Genomic DNA, 21,370 nt, shown 5'->3' on the forward strand with positions numbered 1-21,370 from the left:
TTGTATCTCCAGATGGTCGTGCCGCCGGGGCGGCGCCGAGGTCGGTTCGGGAGGTCACCCTCCGCGACCGTGTGCTTCCCGTCGCGTTTGTGACGGTCGGCACATCAAGTAGGGGAGCACTGTAGCAACTCGGTTGGTGGTGGGGAGCAGCGCGGATCGCCGCGGCGGGTCGGCGCAACGATACGGAGAACCTTCGGGCCTACGATGTCGACCGTGCCCGAAGCAGCCCTCGTCGCCGTTCTCGTCAGCGTCGTCGTGGTGGCGGCCGCCCCCCGACGCCGCCAGCGCGGCCTGCGCAACAGCGCCGCCGCGACGACCGACCTGACGGTGGATGACCGGTCGGTGACCCGGACCCTCGGCGACGGTCGCGTCGAGTCGGCGCGTTGGTCGGCGCTGGAGTCGGTCGAGTTGGTGCGCACCCCGGTCAAGACCGCAGATGGCGCCTCGTCGTTTCTGATCCTCGCCGAGACGGCGCAACTCGGCTGCCTGGTGCCGCTCGGGGTCGGCCTCGAACGAGAGGTCCTCGAGCGGCTTGCGACGCTTCGCGGGTTTCGGGTCGAGAAGTTCAATTCGGCCCTCGAAAAGCGCCCGCCTCACCGCGAGTTTCTCTGGCAGCGACCGGAGCCCTAACCGCAGGTTCGCCCCACCTCAGTTGGCGGGGACGACGAACGGCGAAACGGCGGTGGGTTCGACGACCTCGGCGAGCGGCGGAATCGGCGGAGCACCGAAGCCGACCGGAACCGGCAGTTCGCCATAAGCGATGGATCGGCTCAACACCGTCTCCACATACGAACCCGAGTTGTTGTATCGGCGAAAGGCCCGGCGCAAGCCCTCGGCGTTGTCCAACGAGACCCCGACCGAGCACAACAACCGACCGGCGGCGAGCGCAGCGTCATAGAGGTTCTGGGGGTCCGACACGCCGTCGAGCGACCCGTCGGCGCCGTAACGCTTCCAGGTCGTGGGGATGATCTGCATCGGTCCGACCGCTCGGTCCCAGGTCGAGTCGCCGTCGAGGGTCCCGCCCTCGGAATCGCCGATCGCACGGGTATTGTTGGTGCCGTCGAGCGCAATTCCGATGATCTCGATCGACACCGATCCGTCGGGCCGAAGATGCGCTCCGCCGAAGCGGCCATGGTTCGACTCGGTTCGCCCCACCCCGGCGAGTGCCCACCAGCCGAGGCGACAGGCGCGGGCAGAGGTGGCGAGGGAATTCGCGGCGCGCCAGTACGCATCGAGGGCCAACAGCGGTAGGTCGCTGCCGTCGACGATCGAGTTCGGCCGCTGCGCCGCGATTCGTTCGTCGAGATCGGCGATGGTCACCGTCAGCCGTTCGGCATCGGATTGCGCGACACCCAGCGCCGCAGCCTGCGCCTCGCCGACCTCCGCCGACTCGTCGAGGTCGCTCGACAGCCGTTCCAGTTTGTCGTCGAGTGCCGAGCGTCGAGCGTCCATCGTCTCGACCCCGGCGTTGACGATCGAGGTCGCACGCTCGGTCAAACCCTGTTGGAGGAGCCGCTCGAAGCCTTCCTCGGTCGTCTCGCTCAACACGCTGAGCAGCTCACCGAGACGATCGCCGGTGTACGAGCGCACCGCGAGCTCGCGCCGCGCCTCGGCCCAACGCTGTTCGAACTTGTGGTACTTGCCGCTGCGTCGGCGGTTGCGTTCGAGCAGATCCTCCAACGCGGCGTGGTCGGCTGTGGCTTCGGCGAGGAGTTGTTGTGCGGACGCCGAGCGGTTCCACGCATCGGCGAGCCGGGTCGTCTCCTGCTCATGCAGGGAGTCGAGGTCCTCGCTTTCGGTGCTGTGAGCGGGCACCGCACCGAGTGCCGGCGAGATCGCGACGACGCGACCGGTGGTGTCGCGTCCCGAGCCGTCGACCGGCCCGATCACCGGCGGTACCGCCGGCCGCGGCGGGCGAACCGGGCGGGCCGGAGCGGGCACGGTCGTGTCCGGAGACGGGATCTGCGAGCCCGACCCGTTGGCGCCGGACCCCGGTGTGGTGGTCGAGGTCGTAGCGAACGGGTCGACCTCGGCCAGCGTGGGACGCGTCGCATCGTCAACCTCCACGCTCTGGGAGCGCACGGTGCTCGACGCGTCGGCTGTCGTCGGGTTGGTGGCGACCGCGAGCGACGCGGCCAACACCACCGCGATCGTGCCGCGTCCGGCCAGGTATGCGGGCGAACGACCGGGAGTACGTCGCTGCGGTCGGTGGGCGGGTTTCACGCTCGGTGGCACCTCGGCAGTCGCGAACGCATGAGCGCGATAATCGTACGTGGTGCCACGACAAAACCCACCCGCAGACCCGCGCGGTCGCCGTCTCGGAGCCCGGCTCGAATCGCTTGCCGCCGACCTTGAGTTGGCGATCGGGTCCGCCGGGGTGGTTCGAGATCCTGAGGTCGCGGCGACCTACACCACAGATTGGACCGGACGCTACGGGCCCAAACGCGCCGTGGTGGCACGCCCCACCAACGCCGAGGAGATTGCGCTGTGCCTCGACGCCGCGGCCTCCCACGGCGTGGCGGTGGTCCCCCAAGGGGGCAACACCGGCCTGGTGGGCGGCTCGGTTCCGAACCGCCACGACACGTTGGTGTTGTCGACCCGGCGCTGCCGCCAGATCGGCCCAATCGATGAGGTGACCGGCCAGATCACGGTCGGAGCCGGGGTCACGCTGGCTGAACTCAACTCGGCCCTGCGCGGTTCAGGCTGGCGTTTCGCCGTCGATTTCGCAGCTCGCGACAGCGCGACGATCGGTGGGATGGTCGCCACCAACGCCGGTGGGATCCGGGTGTTTCGGCACGGGTCGACACGCCAACAAGTCGTCGGGCTCGAATACGTCGCGGCGGACGGTCGAATCGCCCGACACCTCGACGCCATGGCGAAGGACAACACCGGCTACGACCTGAAGTCGTTGCTGTGCGGGTCCGAAGGAACCCTGGCCGTCATTTCGGCGGTCCGGTTGCGGCTGATTCCCGAGGTGGGCGAGTCGGTGGTCGCGTTGTGTTCCTTTGCCGACCTCGACGAGGCGATCGGGTTCGCCTGGGAGATCCGTCAGCGGGTGCCCGGCAGCGAAGCGATCGAGTACCTCGACGGGGCCTGTGCCGATCTCGTCGCCATGACGCGTCGTGTCGCCCTGCCGGTTCGCGGCGCCGCGATGATCCTGGTCGAGGCGGCCGCATCCGTGGCGCCGCTCGACGATCTGGCGGCGGGGATCGCCGCGGCCGGGTCGCGGCCCGACGATGTCGCCTTCGGTATCGAGCCATCGCAGCGACGCGAATTGTGGAGGCTGCGCGACGAGCTCACGATTGCGCTGGCGGCTCTGGGAACCGTCCACAAGTACGACGTGTCGGTCCCTCACGATCGGATATCCCACGTCCGGGAGCGCACCGAAGCCGGACTTGCCCGCCTCGCTCCGCGCAGCACCGCCTGGTGGTTCGGTCACGTGTGCGACGACAACGTGCATCTCAACCTCACCGGTCCAGAACTCGGCGTCGCACACGGCGCCGAGCGGGTGGACGAGTCGACGGTGGCTCCGCGATCGCTCGATGAGCTGGTGTTCGGCGTCGTGGTCGATGCGGGAGGGTCGATCAGTGCCGAACACGGAATCGGAGTCCACAAGGTCCCGTATCTTCATCTCGCCCGTTCCGCCACCGAGATCGCGCACATGCGGGCGATCAAAGCGGCGTTCGACCCTCAATCGATTCTGAATCCCGGGGTGATTCTCCCGGGCTGATCCCTCCGGACTGTCGCCGCAAGCGTCATCGCGCGGGGTGAACCCACTGCCCGCGAGATGTCAGTACGCGTTTGAGTTCGAGGGGTTGATCGGTCATGATGCCGTCGACCCCGAGGTCGAGGAGCCGGTGAATCTCGACCGGGTCGTCGATGGTCCACACGTGGACCTGCATCCCCAGGCGGTGGGCGGTGTCCACGAAGGCTGGGGTGACGAGGGGTACCCCCTTGTGGGAGACCGGCACCTGAGCGGCCCCCTGGACGAACGCCGGCCTCACCAGCGATCGAAACCCCCGTGTCGCAGCAACACGAAGGCGCAGGATCTGCTTCGGCCCGAGCGAGGTGCACAGCGCGGGCCCACATCGCTCGCGCATCTCGGCCAGGCGGGCGTCGCTGAAGGCACCGATGCACACCCGGTCGATGGCCTTGGCGTCGCGGAGAACCCTCGCAAGCGGCTCGACCGCGTCATCGGCCTTCGGGTCGATGTTGAACCGCACCGCGGGAAACGCCTCCAGTAACTCCTCGAACCGCACGATGGGTTCGCGGCCGCCGACCTTGGCGCGGCGAACCTCATCCCAGGTGAGCTGCGAGATCAGCCCGGCCCGGTCGGTGACACGGTCGAGGCGGTCGTCATGGAAGGCGACCAGGACACCGTCGGCGGTGCGGTGCACGTCGGTTTCGAGGTAGCGGAAGCCGAGGCTGACCGCACCCTCAAACGCCGGCATGGTGTTTTCGGGCCATTCGCCTGCACCCCCTCGGTGTGCGAAGGCGAGTGGGCCAGGATGATCGAGTACGGCAAATCGGCTGGCCATCGGGTTCTTTCTACTCCGCGGCGACAACGCCGGCGAGACATCCCGGCCCATCGCGGCGAGACAGCACGCACGCGAGCCCCCTCACGGGTTACCGTCGTGGCGATGCGTTGCCTCGAGGCGTTTCGACAAGAGGTGTCCAACGGCAGCCAAGCGCGTCTGGATCGACTGACGATCGCGCTTGCCGGGGTGGCCGACCCGCGTGTCGACCTCGACGCCGAACTCGCTCGACTCGACCGCCTCGCCACCCGGTTCGGCGCCGAAGGGGGACGCAACGGCGACGATCTGATTCGGTGGATGGCTCGTCACGGATTCCGTGGGAACGCCCGCGAGTACTACCACCCGGACAATTCGATGCTTCCTCGGGTGTTGCGCACCGGCCTGGGCATTCCGATCACGCTCAGCATCGTCGCCATCGAGATCGGGCGACGCCACGGCCTCGGGCTCACCGGAATCGGTGTCCCCGGCGAGTTCATCGTCGGAGAATCGCTCGTGTGCGAACCCCCAGCTCTCAATCCGCCACCGGTCGGCCGGCGGCGGCCACACGGCGCCGCTGCCGCAAGGTTTCACAATCCGTACCGATCGCGCTCATTCGACCTCGATGGCTTGCATCGTTTCTGGCGCGAGACCAACCAGGAGGGCCTCGTGACCGCCCCCGAGGTGTTGTGGCCCGTGGGGCCGGTGGACATCGTCGAACGAATCCTCAACAACCTCGAACAGATCTACCTGCGCCGCAGCGCGCCGCGGGGTCTCGAGTTGGTGTATCGCCTCCGTGTCGAACTGCCGAGCGCGACGGTTGCCACCCGACGTCGATATGCGGAGATCCTCGAGCGCTCCGGCAACTTTGCTGAGGGGATCCGCCAGATTCGCGTTGTGATGGACGAGCGCCATCCTTCGGAGAACGTGTTGACGACCCGCCGCGACTGGCTGTTGTTGCGGCGTCTCCAGGCGAATCTCAACTGAGCTACCTTGACCACAGGAGCGCCGCCGGGGGGCGGTGCGGGTCGTGGGTTCGCCCATGAGGGGAGTGTGAACGATGACCGTGCCGGATCCGAGTGAGGCGCTGGTCGAGGAGCGTCTCGAGCAGTTGTTGGCCGAACACCCGCCTGCCGACACCGAACCGCAGCGATTCCTGGAGGCCCAGTACGACCTCGGACTCGCGTGGGTGCATTTTCCCGAGGGCGTCGGCGGCCTCGGGGTCAGCCCGAAGTTGCAGCGCAACGTCATCCGGCGGGTGTCCGAGGCCGGCGGGCCGATCGGCGGGGTACGAAACCCCATCGGCTACGGCATGTGCGCCCCCGCCATCCTCGAACACGGCGACGAGGCGCACCGCAGCTTCCTTCGTCCGCTGTTTAGCAATGAGCATATCTGGTGTCAGTTGTTTTCCGAGCCGGGTGCGGGCTCCGACGTCGCGTCTTTGGCGTGTCGAGCCGAACGGGACGGCGACGAATGGGTCATCAACGGACAGAAGGTGTGGACCACCCTCGCGCACATCTCCTCCTATGGGCTGTTGATCGCACGAACCGATCCCGAACAGACCAAACACGCCGGCATGACCGCGTTCATTGTCGACATGAATGCGGCGGGGGTCGAGACCCGTCCGATTCGCCAGATCACCGGCGACGCCGAGTTCAACGAGGTCTATTTCACCGATACACGGATCCCCGATTCGATGCGCGTCGATGAAGTGGGCCGCGGCTGGGCGGTGGCGCTCACGACCCTGATGAACGAACGGGTGTCGATCGGGGGTGGCACACCGCCGCGCAACAGCGGACCGATCGGGCAACTCCTCGACCTGTACCGCTCCGGCGAGCGCGGAGTGGTCGACCGCGACCAGTTCATGAGGCTGTGGTCCCAAGCCGAGATCAACCGCCTGACCAATATCCGGGCGTCACAGAATCGAAAGCTCGGCACCCCCGGCCCGGAGGGGTCGGTCGCCAAGTTGGCGATGGCCGAACTCAACAAGGCGATCTACTCCTTCGCGGTCGACCTGATGGGCGCCGCCGGGATGTTGTACGCCACCTATGACTTCCCGCCGGCGAAGCAGGCGATGTTCGGCGACGACCTCAGCGTGAATTTCCTGCGCGCCCGTGCGAACTCCATCGAGGGTGGCACCACCGAGGTCATGAAGAACATCCTGGGTGAACGGGTACTCGGCCTGCCGGGCGACGTGCGGGTCGACAAAGACGTCCCCTGGAGCCGAGTGGCGCGGAGCTGAGTCTCCGGGTCGGTAGATTCGACGTCATGTCGAGACGCACCAAGATCATTGCCACCATCGGACCTGCCTCTGATGATCCGGCGGTGATCCGGCGCATGATCGCCGCCGGAGCGGACGTCTTTCGCATCGGCCTCGCCCACGGTTCGCTCGGCGACGCCATCGAGCGGTACCGGCGAATCCGTGCCGTGGCGGCGGACGCCGGCCGGGAGATCGGCGTCCTCGGCGACCTCCCCGGACCCAAAGTCCGGCTCGCTTCGTTCGTCGACGACGGTGCCGTTCTCGCGGTGGGTGGCGAGGTCGAGTTGTGCCCCGGTGCGGAGTCGTCCACCGCCACCTCGCTGGGGGTCGACTACGGCGATCTGCTCGCCGACCTGCATCCCGGCGACAACCTGGCCCTCGGCGACGGAACCGTTCGCCTTCAGGTCACCTCGGTCGACGCATCCTCGGCGCGGGCGGTCGTCACCTACGGCGGAACGGTGCAAGGCCGTCCCGGTTTGCACGTCCCGTCGGACCGTCTCGGTCTCGCCACGCCGACCGCAGAGGACCTGTACAAACTCGACGCCTTCGTGGAGGAGGGCGTCGACATGGTCGCGGTCAGCTTCGTGCGGTCGGCCCACGACATCCGCCGGGTCGGAACCGAACCGTCGCCACGGGGCCCGCTCATCGTGGCGAAGATCGAAACTCGTGCGGCGGTCGACAATCTCGAAGGCATCATCGAGGCATCGGGCGCGGTCATGGTGGCCCGAGGCGATCTCGGCATCGAGATGGGTATCGAGGACCTGCCCCACATCCAAAAGCGCATCATCCGCGACTGCATCGCGTACGGACGGCCGGTGATCACGGCGACCCAGATGCTCGAATCGATGATCACCGCCGGCACCCCGACCCGGGCCGAGGTCTCCGACGTGGCGAACGCCATCTTCGACGGCTCCTCCGCGGTGATGCTCAGCGCAGAGTCGGCCATCGGCGTCGACCCCGTGAACTCGGTGGCCACGATGGCGCGCATCTGTGCCAAGGCCGACACCGAATTCGATTTCGACGGGTGGGCGCATCGCCTGCGGGCGCTTCGGAAGTTCCACAGCAACGACAGCGACGGTCGCCTCACCGACGCGATTACCGGAGCGGCGTGGCGCGCGGCGACCGAGGTCGGCGCGTCGGCGATCATCGCGGTCAGCGACACCGGGTTCACCGTGCGGTCGATCGCCAGGTTCCGCCCGAGCATGCCGATCCTCGGGTTCACGCCGAACGAACGCACCGCCCGGCAGCTGTGTCTGAGTTGGGGCACCACGCCGCTTCATGACCCCGTGGCCGCGAATCACGAGGATCTCATGACGAGCCTGGTGATCGCGGCCCGAGACCACGGCGATGTCCGCTCGGGAGATATCGTCGCCGTCATCAGCGGTTCCCAGGTGAACCGGGCCAAGGCGACCGACCAGATGCGTCTGGTCCGGGTGCCCTAGGCGCTGGCGCGTGGGCCGGGTTCGAACGTGGGCCGGGGTCGAGCGTGAGCCGTAACATCCGTCGCGGGCCGCCCGAGGTCCTCGAACACGATGGGGTGGTGATCGACCGCTACCGACCGGTCGTGGAGGGGCCCGATCGGCCGCCGATCGTGATCGTGCACGGAACCATGGACCGAGCGGCTGGCTTTCGGCGCACGATCGGGCATCTGCCGGACCGCGAGGTGCTGGCCTATGACCGCCGCGGTTATGCACGTTCGGGCGAGCGTCCGGTCGCATCCCGCCTCACCGATCACCTCGAGGACATGGCGGTCGTGCTCTCCCTGGTCGAGGAGCCGGCGTTGCTCGTCGGCCACAGCCTCGGCGGCGTGATCGCGCTTTGGGCGCTGGCGACCCCACCGCTCGAACACGACGTGTTGGGCGCGGTGATCTGGGAGGCGCCGATGGCGTGGGAGCCGTGGTATGAGCCCAAGGGAAGCGACCTGATGTCGTTACCCGAATCCGAGGCGGCCGAGTCGTTCATGCGTCGGATGATCGGCGACCCACTCTGGGAGCGGCTGCCCGAGTCCATGCGCAACCAACGTCGGGCTGAGGGGGCTGCGCTGCAGGCCGATCTTCGCCACAGCGCCGCTGCGGAATCGGTGGTTCGGTTCGACCGGATCTCGGCACCGGTGTTGATCGGTTATGGCAGCCGGTCGAGCGATAACCACCGCCGCTCGGCGATCACCATGGCCGAATCGCTCAACGATGCCCGCGTCGTCGAGATCGACGGTGCCGATCACGGAATCCACCTGTCGAAACCGGCGACCTTCGCCGCGTTCATCGAGAGCTGGTGACCCCCGCTCCATCTGGCTCCATCTGGCTCCGCGGCGTCACGTCGCCGAGGTGGGTGCGCAGGGAGGTGGGTGTGCGTGGAGGTGGCACGGGGTTCGCGGCAACAACGTGTCGTTCTCGTTTGAACATTCCAGTTTTTCGGCTTGCGAGACGAACACCTGTTCGCTATTATGACTACATGTTTGAGCATGACGGGGCATCACACCACGCTGGCACCGACAGCGGCGACGCCGATGGCTGGGCCGTGCTCGCTGGGGCCATCGATGCCGGGGAGTGTGTTGCGGCCGAATTGGCCGGTGTTGTCGAACAGGTGGCTGCCGGTATCGCAGCGCTCGATACTGCGGTCTCGAACGGTGCTGGTGAACAACAGCGTCAAGCGATCGCCCGTGAACTGTCGTTGACTGCAGCGCGGATCAACCATGTCGCTCAACGCCTTCATGTGGCCAGTGTCGATCTGGCGCAACGTCAACACGTCAATGTGCATGACCGTGTCCCCACCATGGGCTACTGGCTTGCTCTACATCACGGCATCACCCGCCGCGACGCCAACCGGCTCCTACGCGCCAACACGGCCGCTGAACGTTTCGAACAGGTCGGTGCCGCGTTTGAAACCGGTGAGATCACCTTGGGACACCTCGATGCCATCGCGACGATCATCCCAAGCGCCTATTCGGGTGAACGTCTCGATGCTGCGATCCACGCGGTTCGCGACATCGAAGCGGTGCTGCTCGACACCGCTTCACGTTGCTCACTCAACCAGTTCGAAAACTTCTGTAAACGCGTCCGTGACCGTCTCGACCAAGACGGTCCCGCCGATCCCAACACCGACCCATCACGAGTCACCCTGTCGAAAACGTTTCGAGGACGTTGGCGCCTCCACGGCGATCTCACCGCCGACGACGGCGCGCTGCTCGCCACCATCCTCCAAGATCTCATCAACCGCCAACTCCACACCGCCCCCAACGAAACCAACCAAACCAACGAAACCAACGAGCCAGGGCCCGAACCCGGACCGGGCGAACCCGAACCGGCGGAACCTGCGGAGCCTGAGCGCGGGCCCACCATGGCCCAACGCAGAGCCAACGCCCTACGCGACGCCCTTCTCGCCGCCGCAGGCACCACAAAACCCGGCCGCGTCGGCATCTACCTCCACCTCGACCTGGACAAACTCAACCGCGCCCATGAAGGCCTCGCCGCACTCTTTGGCGAGCGCCACGGCGAACCCGACGTCTCCGGCCCAGCCCACACCGAAACCAACCTCGACATCACCGACGACACCCTCTGGGCCCTGCTCGCCAACGCCGATATCATCCCCACCTTCACCCGCAACGGCACACCCCTGTCCTACGGACGGACACGGCGACTCGCCCCCGAGCCACTACGCCACATCCTCGCCTACCGCGACCGCGGCTGCCGCTTCCCGGGATGTGAACACGACCCGCTCGGCTGCGACCTGCACCACCTCACCCACTACAGCAACGGCGGAACCACCGACCCCAACAACCTCGCCAACTGCTGCCGTCGCCACCACCACGACCACCACAACGGCCACGCCACCGTAGCCGGCAACCCCAACCAACCACTGCAAGCCACGCGACCCGACGGCACCTCCATCACCAACATCGCCCGCTACAGACAACCACCCCAACCACACGACCCACCCCAACCGCCACCCGGGTAATCGCCAAGCGGCATCCACCAGCACGGCGGTAGGGTGGCCGGGTGGCGAAGGTGTCGAATCCACTTCGAAAGCGCCACCGGGTTGCGTTCGTACTCGCCGGGGGCGGCAACCTGGGAGCGCTGCAGGTCGGCCAGCTCCGCGCACTGTCCGAACGCGGCATCACGCCGGATCTCATCGTCGGGTGCTCCGCTGGCGCGATGAACGGGGTTGGCTATGCGATCGACCCCGGACCCGTCGGCGTCGCTCGACTCGAAGAGGTATGGGACGCCCTCGCCCGACAGCCCGATCTTGTTCTGCCCGGTTCGTGGATTCCGAACCCGGTCCAACTGCTGCGGAAGGGCCCGGCGATCGTGTCGGCCGACAACATGCGTTCGCGCCTCGAGATGTTTCTGGGGCCAGTGCGCACCTTCGAGGAACTGGCCGTCCATTTCGAATGCGTCGCCACCGACGTCGACTCCAATTCCGAGGCCTGGTTCCACAGCGGCGAACTGCTCGACGCCATCATGGCCTCGGCGGCGCTTCCCTCGGTGTTTCCCATGGTGACGATCGAGGGTCGGCGCTACCTCGACGGCGGCGTGTTGAACAACGTCCCGATCAACCGCGCCATCGAACTCGGGGCCACGCGAATCTACGTGTTGCACATGGGCCAGCACGGCAAGCCGAGCCACACCGTCAAACGGCCCGTCGACGCCGCGATGATCGCCTACTGGATCGCCCGCAACGGCCGCTTCGCCCGCGACCTGGCCACGTTGCCGCCACACGTCGAGGCCTTCGTGCTCCCGCCCGGAGAACGCCCGGACCTGAAGTACGACGACTTCAGCCAGACCGCGGCGCTCATCGAGCAGGGCTACGTGAACGCCGTCGAGTTCTTCGCCCACCAGGATCGCCACCGCGAGGAGACCACGACGGTGCGCGCCGAACGGCTCCGGCGCGAGACCCGCCGGGTCATCGACGAACTCCGCGACAAGGTGCCGTCGCTCCGCTCGGCACGCGGCTCACAGGGGTACGCCGAGCTCGTCGACCCGGACGCGGCCCACGACAATGATGTCGCTCACGACGACGGGGACCCCGACCGGGGCGACGTAGCATCGGCGCCATGAGCGAGGTACGACTGATCCCGTCGGGGATCCCCGAAACCATCCTGCCCGACGAGCCCGCAGCGCTGACCGAGGCGATCACAGCCGCGCAACAGCGTGCCGATGACGAGCGCCGCGACGCCCTCGCGTCGGTCGTCGCCCGGGCCCCACGGTCGAGCGCGGCGTGGGCTGCGCTGGGATCGGCGGGACGCGACCCCATCGAGCGCTACGCCGCCTATCGGGTGGGCTATCACCGCGGCCTCGACTCGCTGCGGGCCAACGGCTGGCGCGGCAGCGGCTATTTGCGCTGGCGTCATCCGTCGAACCGAGGCGTCCTCGCGTGCTTCGCCGGGCTGATGCGTTCGGCCGACGAGATCGGTGAGACCGACGAGGTCGAGCGGTTGGCGACGTTTCTTCGCCAGCTCGATCCCGAGTGGAGCGACGACAACCGCTGAAGGGCTCCTACAGTCGTGTCATGACCGAATCTCTCGAGTCCCCACCAGCGTTTCCACAGCACGGCCGGTCGGCCGACGACATCTTGTCGGAGGTGGCGGAGCTTCGACCCCACGACATCGACTGGCGAAGCGGCAAGGCGTTCAGCCTCGTCTACAACTACGACGACCCCGAACTCGAACATCTCCAGGAGCAGGTCGCGTTGTCGTTCCTCCACGAGAACGCCTTGAACCCGTTTCGCTACCGGTCGCTGCTGCAGATGGAGACCGAGGTCATCGGCTACGCCAAGGCACTGGTCGGCGCCCAGGCGGGTTCGTTGTCCTCGGGCGGGACCGAGTCGATCTTCCTCGCCGTCTACACGGCCCGTGAACACGCCAGGGCATCGGGCAACACGGCGCCGACGCTGTTGTGCACCGACACCGCCCACCCGGCATTCACCAAGGCGTGCCATTACCTCGGGGTCACCGAGATCCGACTGGCACACGGGCCCGACGGACGAGCGGTGCCGAGCGCATATCGCGAGGCCATCGACGACCGCACGGCGATCGTGGTCGCGTCGACGCCGTGTTACCCCTTCGGGGTCATCGACCCGGTCACCGAGATTGCGGCGGTCGCCCTCGACGCCGGGGTGTTGTGCCACGTCGACGCCTGCCTGGGCGGCTGGCTCCTGCCGTGGTGGGAACGGTTGGGCCGGAACGTGGAGCCGTGGGACTTCCGGGTGCCCGGGGTGACCTCGATGTCGGCCGACATCCACAAGTACGGCTACACCTTCAAGGGCGCATCGGTGGTCCTGTACGCCGACCCGGATCTGTATCAGCGGCAGATCTTCATGTTCGACGACTGGCCCGGCGGCCTCTACGCCAGCGCCTCGTCGGCCGGCACCCGCCCGGGCCCCCCGATCGCCTCGGCGTGGGCGACGATCAATCACCTCGGAGCCGACGGCTACCTTCGCCTCGCCGCCCGGGTTGCCGACGCCACCGACCGCATGATTGCCGGAATCTCCGCGATCGACGGGCTCGAGGTGTTCTCGAACCCCGACATGTCGGTGTTCGAGTTCGGATCCACCGTGCACGACATGGACGGAATCTGCGACCGGATGGACGACCGCGGCTGGAACCTCGACCGCCAGCAGGGCGGGCTTCACCTGATGCTGGCCCCGGGTCACGACAAGGTCGTCGACGCGTTCTGCGCCGATCTCGCTGAGGCGGCGAGCGATCACGCGCCGGCGCGGGGTGCCGGGCACACCTATGGCGGGGTCGTGTGATGGCGCTCGACGGGTGGATCGGTGCCGTACTGGTCGGCGGTGACCCCTCGAGCGACGGCACCGAGCGCGCACTCGTCGACGTCGACGGGGTTCCGATCGGCTCGATCGCGCTCGACGCGTTGCACGGAGCCGGGATCGAACGCGTGATGCTCGTCGGGGCCACCGACGCCCACACCGCGGCGCTCGACGGCGAACCGGTCGATGACGTGTGGCCGGGGGAGGGGTCGGCCGGAGCGATCCTGACGGCGCTTCACCACGGATTCCTGTCCGGGGCGTCCACCGTCGTGGTGCTCGCATGTGATCTCCCCGCGGTGTCCTCGGCGGCGGTGGCTCGGCTGATCGATACCGCCCGATCCACCTCGGGATCGACTGAACCGCAGGTCGTGATGGTCAAAGAGGATGGCACTGCGCGCTTTCCGAACGGGGTATATGCGATGAGGCTCCTGCCGACGCTCGAGGCACGCTTTGCCGACGGCGCACTTTCGGTTTCGGACCTCATCGCGGAGGTCCCGGTGCTGTGGGTCGACGGGCAGGGGGCGTTTCGACAGCACGGCGGTCCCGGGTGATCGGCGAAGTTCCGGTAGCGTGGCAGCCATGACCACGCTGCCCGAGATCACCGTGCAAGAGCTCCAACAGCGCCTCGCCGCCGGCGCCGCCCTCGTCGACGTACGCGAGGTCGACGAATACGAACAGGGCCACGTGCCCGGCGCGCGCCTCATCCCCCTCGGCGAACTGCCAGGACGCGTCGCCGAGGTTCCGGCGGGCGAACAGGTGCTGATGATCTGTCGATCCGGGGCCCGTTCGGCCAAAGCCGGCGAATTCCTGATCGGCGAGGGCCGCGACGTTGTCAACGTGGCCGGCGGCACGCTCGCTTGGATCGAGGCCGGATTCGAGGTCAACACCGGCAACCAGCCGTGACCGGTTCGAGGCGAGGTCGCATCGTTCTGGCGGGGGTGCGGCGATTCGATGAGCGCTGACCTCGACGCGGTCCTGATCGGCGAGGCGGACGAAGCCCTGACCGTGGTGGAACGCGTGATCACCGCGGGTCAGTACGCGATCGACACCGAATTTCACCGCGAGCGGACCTATTTCCCGCAGCTTGCGCTCATCCAGATCCAGGTCGACGACTCGATCTTCCTGATCGATCCGCTGGCGTTCGACATTCGCGTGATGCGACCCATGTTCGAATCCGATGCCGTCGCCGTCCTTCACGCGGCCCGCCAGGATCTCGAGGTCCTCGAACACGCCGTGGGCGCCGCGCCGCGACGGCTCTGGGACACGCAGCTGGCAGCGGGTTTCCTGGGCTTGTCGACCCCTTCGCTGTCGTCGTTGCTGGAGAGCGAACTCGGAGTGCGGGTGCCGAAGGCCGACCGGTTGACCGATTGGATGCGCCGGCCGCTGAGCGAGCGCCAACGCAACTACGCCGCGGCCGACGTCGCGAATCTGCGCGAACTGCATCGCCGCCAAAGCGCCGAGTTGACGGCACGGTCACGGATGGGCTGGCTGACCGAGGCCCTGGATGAGTTGCAGGCTGAATACCGTGGTCCCCGCGACCCGTTGGAGGCGTGGCGCCGCATCAAAGAGGCCCGCCACCTTCGCGGGGCCGACCTGGCGATCGCCCAGGATCTGGCCGCGTGGCGTGAGCGGCGCGCGCAGCACCTCGACCTGACCCCGCGTTATGTGCTCGCCGACCTTGCGCTCGTCGGGCTGGCCGTCGCCAAACCGACCGGCGCGGACCAACTCAAAGACATACGCGGCGTCGATCAACGTGCGCTGCGCCCGGTGGTCGACGAACTCATCGAGGTGATCGCAACCGCGGCCGACAAACGCCCCCGGCGCGATCGCGGACCGGTGAACAACGAGTTGCCCGCCGCCATGCGCCCAGCGGTTCCACTCGTGTCGGCCTGGGTCGCTCAGTTGGCCAAGAACCAACAGATCGACCCGGCGTTGTTGGCCACCCGCTCCGATCTCGAGGCGTTTTTGCGCGGAGACGCGGAGAGTCGCCTGCTCAGCGGATGGCGCGGTGATCTGGTCGGAACCCCGTTGCGCCGCCTCGTTTCGGGGGAGGTATCCCTGGCCCTCGACCCCGCCGAAGGACTCGTGCTGGAGCGCCGTTCCGGCGACAGGGCATGACCTGATCCGAGCGTCCCGATCGGCTATATTTGCGCTTTGGTTCGTGCGGGGTCCGCCGCAGTAGGATGGCATTTCGAGTCATCCGGCAGTGATTGGGAGACAACGTGAAGAAGGGTCGCCACCGTCGATTCGAAGAAGCTCGGGCCCTGAAACGGGGTCCCGACATCGATATCGAGGCCATTCTCGACGAGCCGTCCTCGGCCTTGGACGACGCCGACGACGACTATGACGATTACGAGGAATATCAACCCGGCGGTTGGGTGAGTCCTGAAGCTGAATAGCAGCCGCGAGCGCAGCTGCCGTGCGGTTCGCTCGCCACAGGTTGGCGAGCGAACATAACTCAGAGATACGAAGGCGGCCCATCAGAGCCGCCTTTGTCGCGCGGCGACGCAGCGGTACGGTCAGGCGCGCCTGCGGCGTACCGGATCGGGCAGCGACACGCCTTCGGCTCGGCCTCGTTCGACCGCCGCGTGAGGCCTGATCGCACCGGCGTCGGCGGATTCGATGCTCTCGACGAGCCAGGCGTAGGGTTCCTCGCCCACGAGCTCGATGATCTCGTCCCGCATCGTCACGTACACGGGATCGTTGCCCACGAAGGCGGTGTGCGACTCGGTGCACCACCAGTGAAAGTCGTCGCCGCCCTCGCCCCAGTCGCGCCGCTTCCAATCGCGCAGCGTGTTCGTGACGGCGCCCAACTCGTCGGTGGACGAGATGAGCCGGAGGGGCACCTGCCAACACACGTCGGGCTTCCAATCGAGGGGGCGTTCGCCAGCGTCGAGGGCGCCGATGTGAAGTGCACAGCCCGCGCCGCGGGCGAAATCCGGGCGGTTGAGAAAACAGCAGGCGTCGTCGATCTCCCGGGTCACCCATGCCCCGTCGTCATTCTTGACGATCGGCCCGCCGGCCGACTTGGTTTCCGCAGCGAACTGCCACTGCGATGCGGTGAGGCGCCGGGCGGCACGGACGACCACGTCGCGATCGGCCTTGTCGGCGAAATGTGCACCGTAGGAACAACATCCCTGTTCGAGATCGGTGGCGTCGGCGTCGAGCACCCCCTGGCAGCCGGCGCCGAAGATGCAGCTCCAGGAGCTGAGCAGAAAGGACAGGTCGAACAGCCACGTCGTGTGATCCTCGTCTTCGAAGCTGATCCACTCGCTTCGCACCGGAACGGGAAGGGGGACCGATCCGTCGACAGCGAGATGGGGGTTCGCACCGGTTGAGGTCATGGGTTGAATCTACGCCACTGCGAGCGGCGCCTAGTGTGGGTTGATGGCTGGAGAATTCGAACAGATCGCGACACGTCTGCACGAGATCGCCGAGGAGTTGGCCGAGTTGTCGATCGTTCGGTTGCGCGACGCCATCGACGCCGGAGGCGATGAACTACCCGTCGACGACAAGCTGCTCGGCCGGGCTCGACGCTCGGTGCTCAAGGCGGCCAATCTGCTCGAGAGCGGGGGCTCAGGGTCTGCCGCCACCGATTGGTGAAGCCCAGCGCGCTGCTCGGCCCAGTGCGCTGCTCGGCCCGGTTTGTCAGCGGCCCAGCGAGCGCACCATCTGATGGAGCCGTCCGAAACTGCGTTGATCGAACTTCATCACCAACCGGGGCAGGTGCAGCAGGTCTGCGTCGTCGACCTCGGGTGCCAACGGGTCGCATCGCTCGATCGCCCCGTCGACGACCAGGTCGGCGTACTCGCGGTTGACCGCCGCGAGTTCCTCGTCGGTCAGCTGACGGCGCAGCCGGATGACGAGTTGGTCGCCCACCCAGCGCATCGAGTGATAGACGCGGTAGAACTCGTCGAGATATCGCACGGCGTCGGCGACCGACGAGGTGATGAACACGAGGTCGACATCGTCGGGGGAGATCAGCGATGCGTCCTCAAGTTCGTATTCGATGAAGTCGCGCCAACGCTTCCAGTAGCCGTCGCCATCCGGTTCGAACAACACCACCGGAGCCGGGGTCACCTTGCCGGTCTGGATCAGCGTCAGCAACTCGAAGGTTTCATCGAGGGTGCCGTAACCACCGGGGAACACGACGTACGCGGCCGACTGACGCATGAAGGTCAGCTTGCGGCTGAAGAAGTGCCGAAACCGAACCAGGCGTTCGTCGGGCACGATGCCGCCGCCCTCCATCGGTTCGAACGGAAGGCGGATCGTGACCCCGAAGCTGTTGTCAGCACCGGCACCTTCCACCGCGGCGGTCATGATGCCGGGGCCACCGCCGGTGATGACCATCCAATCGTCGGCGGCGAGCGCCGCCCCCAATTCGACCGCAGCGGTGTACGCGGGTTCACCCGGTTTCGTCCTCGCCGAGCCGAACACCGAACACTTCGGCTGACCGATGTACGGCTTGAACTGGGCCGAGGCGCGGCGGAGGTCGCGCAGAGCGAGACTGATCAGTTTCAACTCGCCCCGGTCCGCACCGTCTCGGCACAGGCGCACCACATTGCCCAGCATCTCGGTGAGCAGGTCGTTGTCAGACTGCACCCCGCTGACCGCAACCAGGTCGCGGACGGCGGCATCGGCGGTCGGATCGCCGGTGCGGGGAGGTGGATTGCGGCGATGACGTTGCTCACTCATGCGCCGGCCACCAGTGCGCTGTTCAACCCGGTGTTCCGCGACGCTTCGGTGTCGATGCGGGCATGGCCAGCGTCGTCGACGCGTCCATAAAGGGTCGTGCGCTGGACCAGTCGACGACCGAGCGGTTCGACCAGTGCCCGGAAGTCGGCCTCGGTGGCCATCTGCCCGTGTTCAGCACCCGCCGCTCGGCTGATGTTCTCGTTGATCAGCGTTCCTCCCAGGTCGTTCACTCCGGCGCGCAACAACTGGCGCACCCCGCCAAGGCCGAGCTTCACCCACGAGGCCTGCACGTTGTCGATCGCTCCCCGGTACACGATGCGTCCAATGGCGTGCATCAACACCACCTCCCGGAAGGTCGGGCCCCGCCGTGAGGCCCGCTGCAGGTAGATCGGCGAGGCCATGTGGACGAACGGCAGCGGCACGAACTCGGTGAATCCGCCCGTCTCGGCCTGCAACGCCCGGGTGATCAGCAGGTGCCGGGCCCAGCTTCGGGGGTGTTCGATCGAACCGAACATGATCGTCACGTTCGACCGCAGCCCCACCTCGTGGGCCGTGCGGTGGGCATGCAGCCATTCCTCGGTGTTGATCTTGTCGGCGCAGAGCACCTGGCGGACCTCGTCGTCGAGGATCTCCGCCGCGGTGCCAGGCAGGGTCTTGAGCCCGGCTACTTTCATGCGGCGCAGGTAGTCGGCCAGGGGTTCCTGGTTGCGCTTGGCCCCCTCGGTGACCTCGAGCGCGGTGAACCCATGAATGTGCATGTCCGGCACGGCCTCGTGCACGATCCTGGTGACCGCCAGGTAATAGTCGCCGTCGAATTTCGGGTGGATCCCGCCCTGGAGGCACACCTCGGTGGCGCCGAGCGCCTTGGCTTCGACGACGCGTTCGGCGATCTCCTCGAGCGAGAGGTTGTAGGGGTTGCCGCGCAGGTTGAGCGACAGCGGGCCTTTGGAGAATCCGCAGAAGCGGCACTTGAAGGTGCATACGTTCGTGTAGTTGATGTTGCGGTTCGAGACCCAGGTGACCTCGTCGCCGACGATCTCGCGGCGCAACTCGTCGGCCAGGGCGGCGACGGCACGTACCTCGGGACCACGCGCGCCGAACAGGGTGACGATCTCGTCCTCGCCGGGCACCTGACCCATCCGTACCCCGTCGAGCACTTCGGCGACCGCGCCCCGAACCGCCGAGCCAGCGGCGGCGGTGGCTGGTCGCATCAACTCGGCGAGTGCGCCGGTCGCAGACACATTTGGGGCCTCGACGACGAGTGGCGGTTCGGTGTCGGCCCCCGAATACCAGACCTCGGCGGAGGGATCGCCCGTGGCGGTGTCGCGGTCGCGGCCGAGGCCCTCGGCGTCGCTGCGGTCGAGGACGCCAAAGCGCATGTCCTCGGCCAACCACCGCTCGGGATCGAGCGCGAATTCGGGGTAGATCGTGAGCCTCGGAGCGAGGACGTGTCCCGCCACCTCGGTGACGTCGGTGAGACGTTCGAGCGCCGGCCACGGTCGCTCGGGATTGACGTGGTCCGCCGTCACTGGCGACACGCCGCCCCAGTCGTCGATGCCAGCGTTCAGCAGTTCACCGAAGTCGTCGGTGAGGTTCGGAGGCACCTGCAGGTGGATGTCCTCGGGCAGGATCAACCGGGCGAGCGCGATGGCTTCGAGGTAGTCGTCGTGAGGGCAGGGCGGCGACTTGTGCATCGCGGTGCCGGCCTTTGGCAGGAAATTCTGCACGATCACTTCCTGGACATGGCCCCAGCGGCGATGGGCCTCCGCGATCGCCACGAGCGCATCGACGCGGTCCTGACGGGACTCGCCGATGCCGCACAGGATTCCGGTCGTGAACGGGATCTGCAGTTCGCCCGCCGCCTCGAGGGTGTCGAGACGACGCTGTGGCACCTTGTCCGGCGATCCTCGGTGGCAATCGAGGTCGGCGTTGAGCGATTCGAGCATCATGCCCTGGCTTGCGGAAACGGGCCGCAGCAGCGCCAGTTCGTCCCGGCTCAATGCACCCGCGTTCGCATGCGGCAGGAGCCCGACCTCGTCTCGCACCAACCGACACATCGCCACCAGGTACTCGACCGTCGACGCGTACCCGTGATCGGCGAGCCACTGTGCGGCCACCCGATAGCGCAACTCGGGCCGCTCGCCGAGGGTGAACAGCGCCTCGTGGCATCCGACCGCCGCTCCGGCTCGGGCGATGTCGAGTACCTGTTCGGGGGTGAGGTAGGGCGCCTCGAGCCGGGCCGGCGGCTGGGCGAAGGTGCAGTACCCGCACTTGTCCTGACACAGCATCGTCAGCGGTATGAACACCTTCGGCGAATAGGTCACCCGAGTTCCGTAGCGTCGGTCGCGCACCGCTGCAGCGCGCTTGAGGAGTTCGTCAAGCGGCAGGGAAAGAAGTTCAGTCGTGATCGACTCGGTGGTCATCGACTCAGTGGTCATCGGCGTCTCCGGTGGCGACAGGGGAGCGGTCGGACAGTTCGTGGTTGGACAGGTCGTGGTCGGGGTGGAGCGAAGCAATGTCGCGAGGGGTGAAGGTCGTCTTGCAGGTCCGGCACCAGAACCCCTGTTCCAGTTCGCGCCCGCAGGTCTCATGCACGAGCACCGTCGGCGGCGACCCGTCGTTGAGCCAACGGTCGCCCCAGCGCATGAGCGCGACGAGCGCCGGGCTGAGTTCCATGCCCATCGGGGTGAGGCGGTACTCGAAGCGCTGCGGATGTGTCTGGTATTGGCGCCGCACCATCACCCCGGCTTCGACGAGCTTCTTGAGCCGATCCGCCAGCACCGGCCGAGCGATGCCCAGGTCGGTGCGGAAGTCATCGAATCGACGGATGCCGCGAAAGGCATCGCGCATGATCAGGATCGTCCAACGATCGCCGATCACCCCGAGGGCGCGAGCGATCGAACAATCAACCTCGGATTCCTCGCCGACGTTCGCGATCTCGGCGACGTCGTCGAGGCCGGTGTTCGGGGCGGTACCCGGCCGAATGGTGGGAGCTGAAGTCACGGGCCGCACCATAGTTCGAAAAGCGAACCGAGTGGGTTCGTTTCACAAACCCACCCCCAACAACCAGCCCAAGCGCCCGCAAACCACCCCAAACGCCCGTTCTCCGATAACCAGTGGTCGTGATCACGACCACTGGTTA

At 67.1% G+C, this 21,370-nt stretch carries 21 protein-coding genes; 15 read left to right on the plus strand and 6 right to left on the minus strand.

Annotation, left to right across the window (positions count from 1 at the left end; translation table 11 throughout):
* Positions 1-213: 213 nt before the first annotated feature.
* The gene (locus M9952_07980; GenBank protein MCO5312855.1) at positions 214-630 is read left to right on the plus strand and encodes a hypothetical protein; all 417 of its coding nucleotides are present in this window, start codon (positions 214-216) and stop codon (positions 628-630) included.
* An 18-nt stretch (positions 631-648) separates the two neighbouring features.
* On the opposite strand, the gene M9952_07985 is transcribed toward M9952_07980, so the two are convergent.
* Positions 649-2,223 carry a hypothetical protein gene (locus M9952_07985; GenBank protein MCO5312856.1) on the minus strand — a complete coding sequence of 525 codons (1,575 nt, stop codon included), beginning with the start codon at positions 2,221-2,223 and terminating at the stop codon, positions 649-651.
* Positions 2,224-2,275: 52 nt separating this feature from the next.
* On the opposite strand from M9952_07985, the gene M9952_07990 reads away from it, so the two are divergent.
* The gene (locus M9952_07990; GenBank protein ID MCO5312857.1) at positions 2,276-3,730 is read left to right on the plus strand and encodes an FAD-binding oxidoreductase; all 1,455 of its coding nucleotides are present in this window, start codon (positions 2,276-2,278) and stop codon (positions 3,728-3,730) included.
* 25 nt (positions 3,731-3,755) lie between these two features.
* Here M9952_07990 and M9952_07995 read toward each other — a convergent pair whose 3' ends face one another.
* Positions 3,756-4,538, minus strand: a complete 783-nt coding sequence (locus tag M9952_07995; GenBank protein ID MCO5312858.1) for a glycerophosphodiester phosphodiesterase — start codon at positions 4,536-4,538, stop codon at positions 3,756-3,758.
* A gap of 102 nt (positions 4,539-4,640) precedes the next feature.
* Here M9952_07995 and M9952_08000 point away from each other — a divergent pair, with 102 nt between their 5' ends.
* From M9952_08000 to M9952_08055, 12 genes are all read left to right on the plus strand, one after another.
* Complete coding sequence (locus M9952_08000; protein ID MCO5312859.1) at positions 4,641-5,498, plus strand: transglutaminase-like domain-containing protein; 858 nt, start codon at positions 4,641-4,643, stop codon at positions 5,496-5,498.
* A gap of 73 nt (positions 5,499-5,571) precedes the next feature.
* Positions 5,572-6,753, plus strand: coding sequence for an acyl-CoA dehydrogenase family protein (locus tag M9952_08005; GenBank protein MCO5312860.1), 1,182 nt, complete (start codon positions 5,572-5,574; stop codon positions 6,751-6,753).
* A 26-nt stretch (positions 6,754-6,779) separates the two neighbouring features.
* Positions 6,780-8,213, plus strand: coding sequence for a pyruvate kinase (gene pyk / locus M9952_08010; GenBank protein MCO5312861.1), 1,434 nt, complete (start codon positions 6,780-6,782; stop codon positions 8,211-8,213).
* A gap of 44 nt (positions 8,214-8,257) precedes the next feature.
* Complete coding sequence (locus M9952_08015) at positions 8,258-9,046, plus strand: alpha/beta hydrolase (protein MCO5312862.1); 789 nt, start codon at positions 8,258-8,260, stop codon at positions 9,044-9,046.
* Positions 9,047-9,222: 176 nt separating this feature from the next.
* Positions 9,223-10,725 carry an HNH endonuclease gene (locus M9952_08020; protein ID MCO5312863.1) on the plus strand — a complete coding sequence of 501 codons (1,503 nt, stop codon included), beginning with the start codon at positions 9,223-9,225 and terminating at the stop codon, positions 10,723-10,725.
* A gap of 41 nt (positions 10,726-10,766) precedes the next feature.
* Positions 10,767-11,825, plus strand: coding sequence for a patatin-like phospholipase family protein (locus tag M9952_08025; GenBank protein MCO5312864.1), 1,059 nt, complete (start codon positions 10,767-10,769; stop codon positions 11,823-11,825).
* On the plus strand, positions 11,822-12,256 hold the full coding sequence (locus M9952_08030) for a DUF3151 domain-containing protein (protein MCO5312865.1): 435 nt from the start codon (positions 11,822-11,824) through the stop codon (positions 12,254-12,256). Before M9952_08025 ends, M9952_08030 begins: the two co-directional genes overlap by 4 nt.
* 20 nt (positions 12,257-12,276) lie before the next feature.
* Positions 12,277-13,518 carry an aminotransferase class V-fold PLP-dependent enzyme gene (locus M9952_08035; protein ID MCO5312866.1) on the plus strand — a complete coding sequence of 414 codons (1,242 nt, stop codon included), beginning with the start codon at positions 12,277-12,279 and terminating at the stop codon, positions 13,516-13,518.
* Positions 13,518-14,084, plus strand: coding sequence for an NTP transferase domain-containing protein (locus tag M9952_08040; GenBank protein ID MCO5312867.1), 567 nt, complete (start codon positions 13,518-13,520; stop codon positions 14,082-14,084). The genes M9952_08035 and M9952_08040 overlap by 1 nt, the downstream gene beginning before the upstream one ends.
* A gap of 28 nt (positions 14,085-14,112) precedes the next feature.
* Entirely contained in the window at positions 14,113-14,436 is a 324-nt protein-coding gene (locus M9952_08045) for a rhodanese-like domain-containing protein (GenBank protein ID MCO5312868.1), read from the plus strand.
* A 48-nt stretch (positions 14,437-14,484) separates the two neighbouring features.
* Positions 14,485-15,651, plus strand: coding sequence for an HRDC domain-containing protein (locus tag M9952_08050; GenBank protein ID MCO5312869.1), 1,167 nt, complete (start codon positions 14,485-14,487; stop codon positions 15,649-15,651).
* Between the two features lie 104 nt (positions 15,652-15,755).
* Entirely contained in the window at positions 15,756-15,932 is a 177-nt protein-coding gene (locus M9952_08055; protein MCO5312870.1) for a hypothetical protein, read from the plus strand.
* 120 nt (positions 15,933-16,052) lie between these two features.
* Here M9952_08055 and M9952_08060 read toward each other — a convergent pair whose 3' ends face one another.
* Positions 16,053-16,877 (minus strand): hypothetical protein, encoded by an 825-nt coding sequence (locus M9952_08060; protein MCO5312871.1) that lies wholly within the window; start codon positions 16,875-16,877, stop codon positions 16,053-16,055.
* A 43-nt stretch (positions 16,878-16,920) separates the two neighbouring features.
* Between M9952_08060 and M9952_08065 the strand changes: the two genes are divergently transcribed.
* On the plus strand, positions 16,921-17,136 hold the full coding sequence (locus M9952_08065; protein MCO5312872.1) for a hypothetical protein: 216 nt from the start codon (positions 16,921-16,923) through the stop codon (positions 17,134-17,136).
* A gap of 45 nt (positions 17,137-17,181) precedes the next feature.
* Here the strand turns inward: M9952_08065 and M9952_08070 are convergent, their stop codons facing one another.
* The 3 genes from M9952_08070 to M9952_08080 are packed head-to-tail and all read right to left on the minus strand — an operon-like array spanning position 17,182 to position 21,231.
* On the minus strand, positions 17,182-18,228 hold the full coding sequence (locus M9952_08070; GenBank protein ID MCO5312873.1) for a TIGR00730 family Rossman fold protein: 1,047 nt from the start codon (positions 18,226-18,228) through the stop codon (positions 17,182-17,184).
* The gene (gene cofH / locus M9952_08075; GenBank protein MCO5312874.1) at positions 18,225-20,666 is read right to left on the minus strand and encodes a 5-amino-6-(D-ribitylamino)uracil--L-tyrosine 4-hydroxyphenyl transferase CofH; all 2,442 of its coding nucleotides are present in this window, start codon (positions 20,664-20,666) and stop codon (positions 18,225-18,227) included. The genes M9952_08070 and cofH overlap by 4 nt, the downstream gene beginning before the upstream one ends.
* Positions 20,656-21,231 carry a helix-turn-helix transcriptional regulator gene (locus tag M9952_08080; GenBank protein MCO5312875.1) on the minus strand — a complete coding sequence of 192 codons (576 nt, stop codon included), beginning with the start codon at positions 21,229-21,231 and terminating at the stop codon, positions 20,656-20,658. Before M9952_08080 ends, cofH begins: the two co-directional genes overlap by 11 nt.
* Between the last annotated feature and the right edge of the window lie 139 nt (positions 21,232-21,370).

It is taken from the genome of Microthrixaceae bacterium (assembly GCA_023957975.1).
GTDB lineage: Bacteria > Actinomycetota > Acidimicrobiia > Acidimicrobiales > Microtrichaceae > JAMLGM01.

Excerpts from the sequence above, each read along its gene's own strand:
- M9952_07995 (MCO5312858.1), bottom strand. The coding sequence starts at position 4,538 with ATGGCCAGCCGATTTGCCGTACTCGATCATCCTGGCCCACTCGCCTTC.
- M9952_08000 (MCO5312859.1), top strand. The coding sequence starts at position 4,641 with ATGCGTTGCCTCGAGGCGTTTCGACAAGAGGTGTCCAACGGCAGCCAA.
- M9952_08005 (MCO5312860.1), top strand. The coding sequence starts at position 5,572 with ATGACCGTGCCGGATCCGAGTGAGGCGCTGGTCGAGGAGCGTCTCGAG.
- pyk (MCO5312861.1), top strand. The coding sequence starts at position 6,780 with ATGTCGAGACGCACCAAGATCATTGCCACCATCGGACCTGCCTCTGAT.
- M9952_08020 (MCO5312863.1), top strand. The coding sequence starts at position 9,223 with ATGTTTGAGCATGACGGGGCATCACACCACGCTGGCACCGACAGCGGC.
- M9952_08030 (MCO5312865.1), top strand. The coding sequence starts at position 11,822 with ATGAGCGAGGTACGACTGATCCCGTCGGGGATCCCCGAAACCATCCTG.
- M9952_08035 (MCO5312866.1), top strand. The coding sequence starts at position 12,277 with ATGACCGAATCTCTCGAGTCCCCACCAGCGTTTCCACAGCACGGCCGG.
- M9952_08040 (MCO5312867.1), top strand. The coding sequence starts at position 13,518 with ATGGCGCTCGACGGGTGGATCGGTGCCGTACTGGTCGGCGGTGACCCC.
- M9952_08045 (MCO5312868.1), top strand. The coding sequence starts at position 14,113 with ATGACCACGCTGCCCGAGATCACCGTGCAAGAGCTCCAACAGCGCCTC.
- M9952_08050 (MCO5312869.1), top strand. The coding sequence starts at position 14,485 with ATGAGCGCTGACCTCGACGCGGTCCTGATCGGCGAGGCGGACGAAGCC.
- M9952_08060 (MCO5312871.1), bottom strand. The coding sequence starts at position 16,877 with ATGACCTCAACCGGTGCGAACCCCCATCTCGCTGTCGACGGATCGGTC.
- M9952_08065 (MCO5312872.1), top strand. The coding sequence starts at position 16,921 with ATGGCTGGAGAATTCGAACAGATCGCGACACGTCTGCACGAGATCGCC.
- M9952_08070 (MCO5312873.1), bottom strand. The coding sequence starts at position 18,228 with ATGAGTGAGCAACGTCATCGCCGCAATCCACCTCCCCGCACCGGCGAT.
- cofH (MCO5312874.1), bottom strand. The coding sequence starts at position 20,666 with ATGACCACTGAGTCGATGACCACCGAGTCGATCACGACTGAACTTCTT.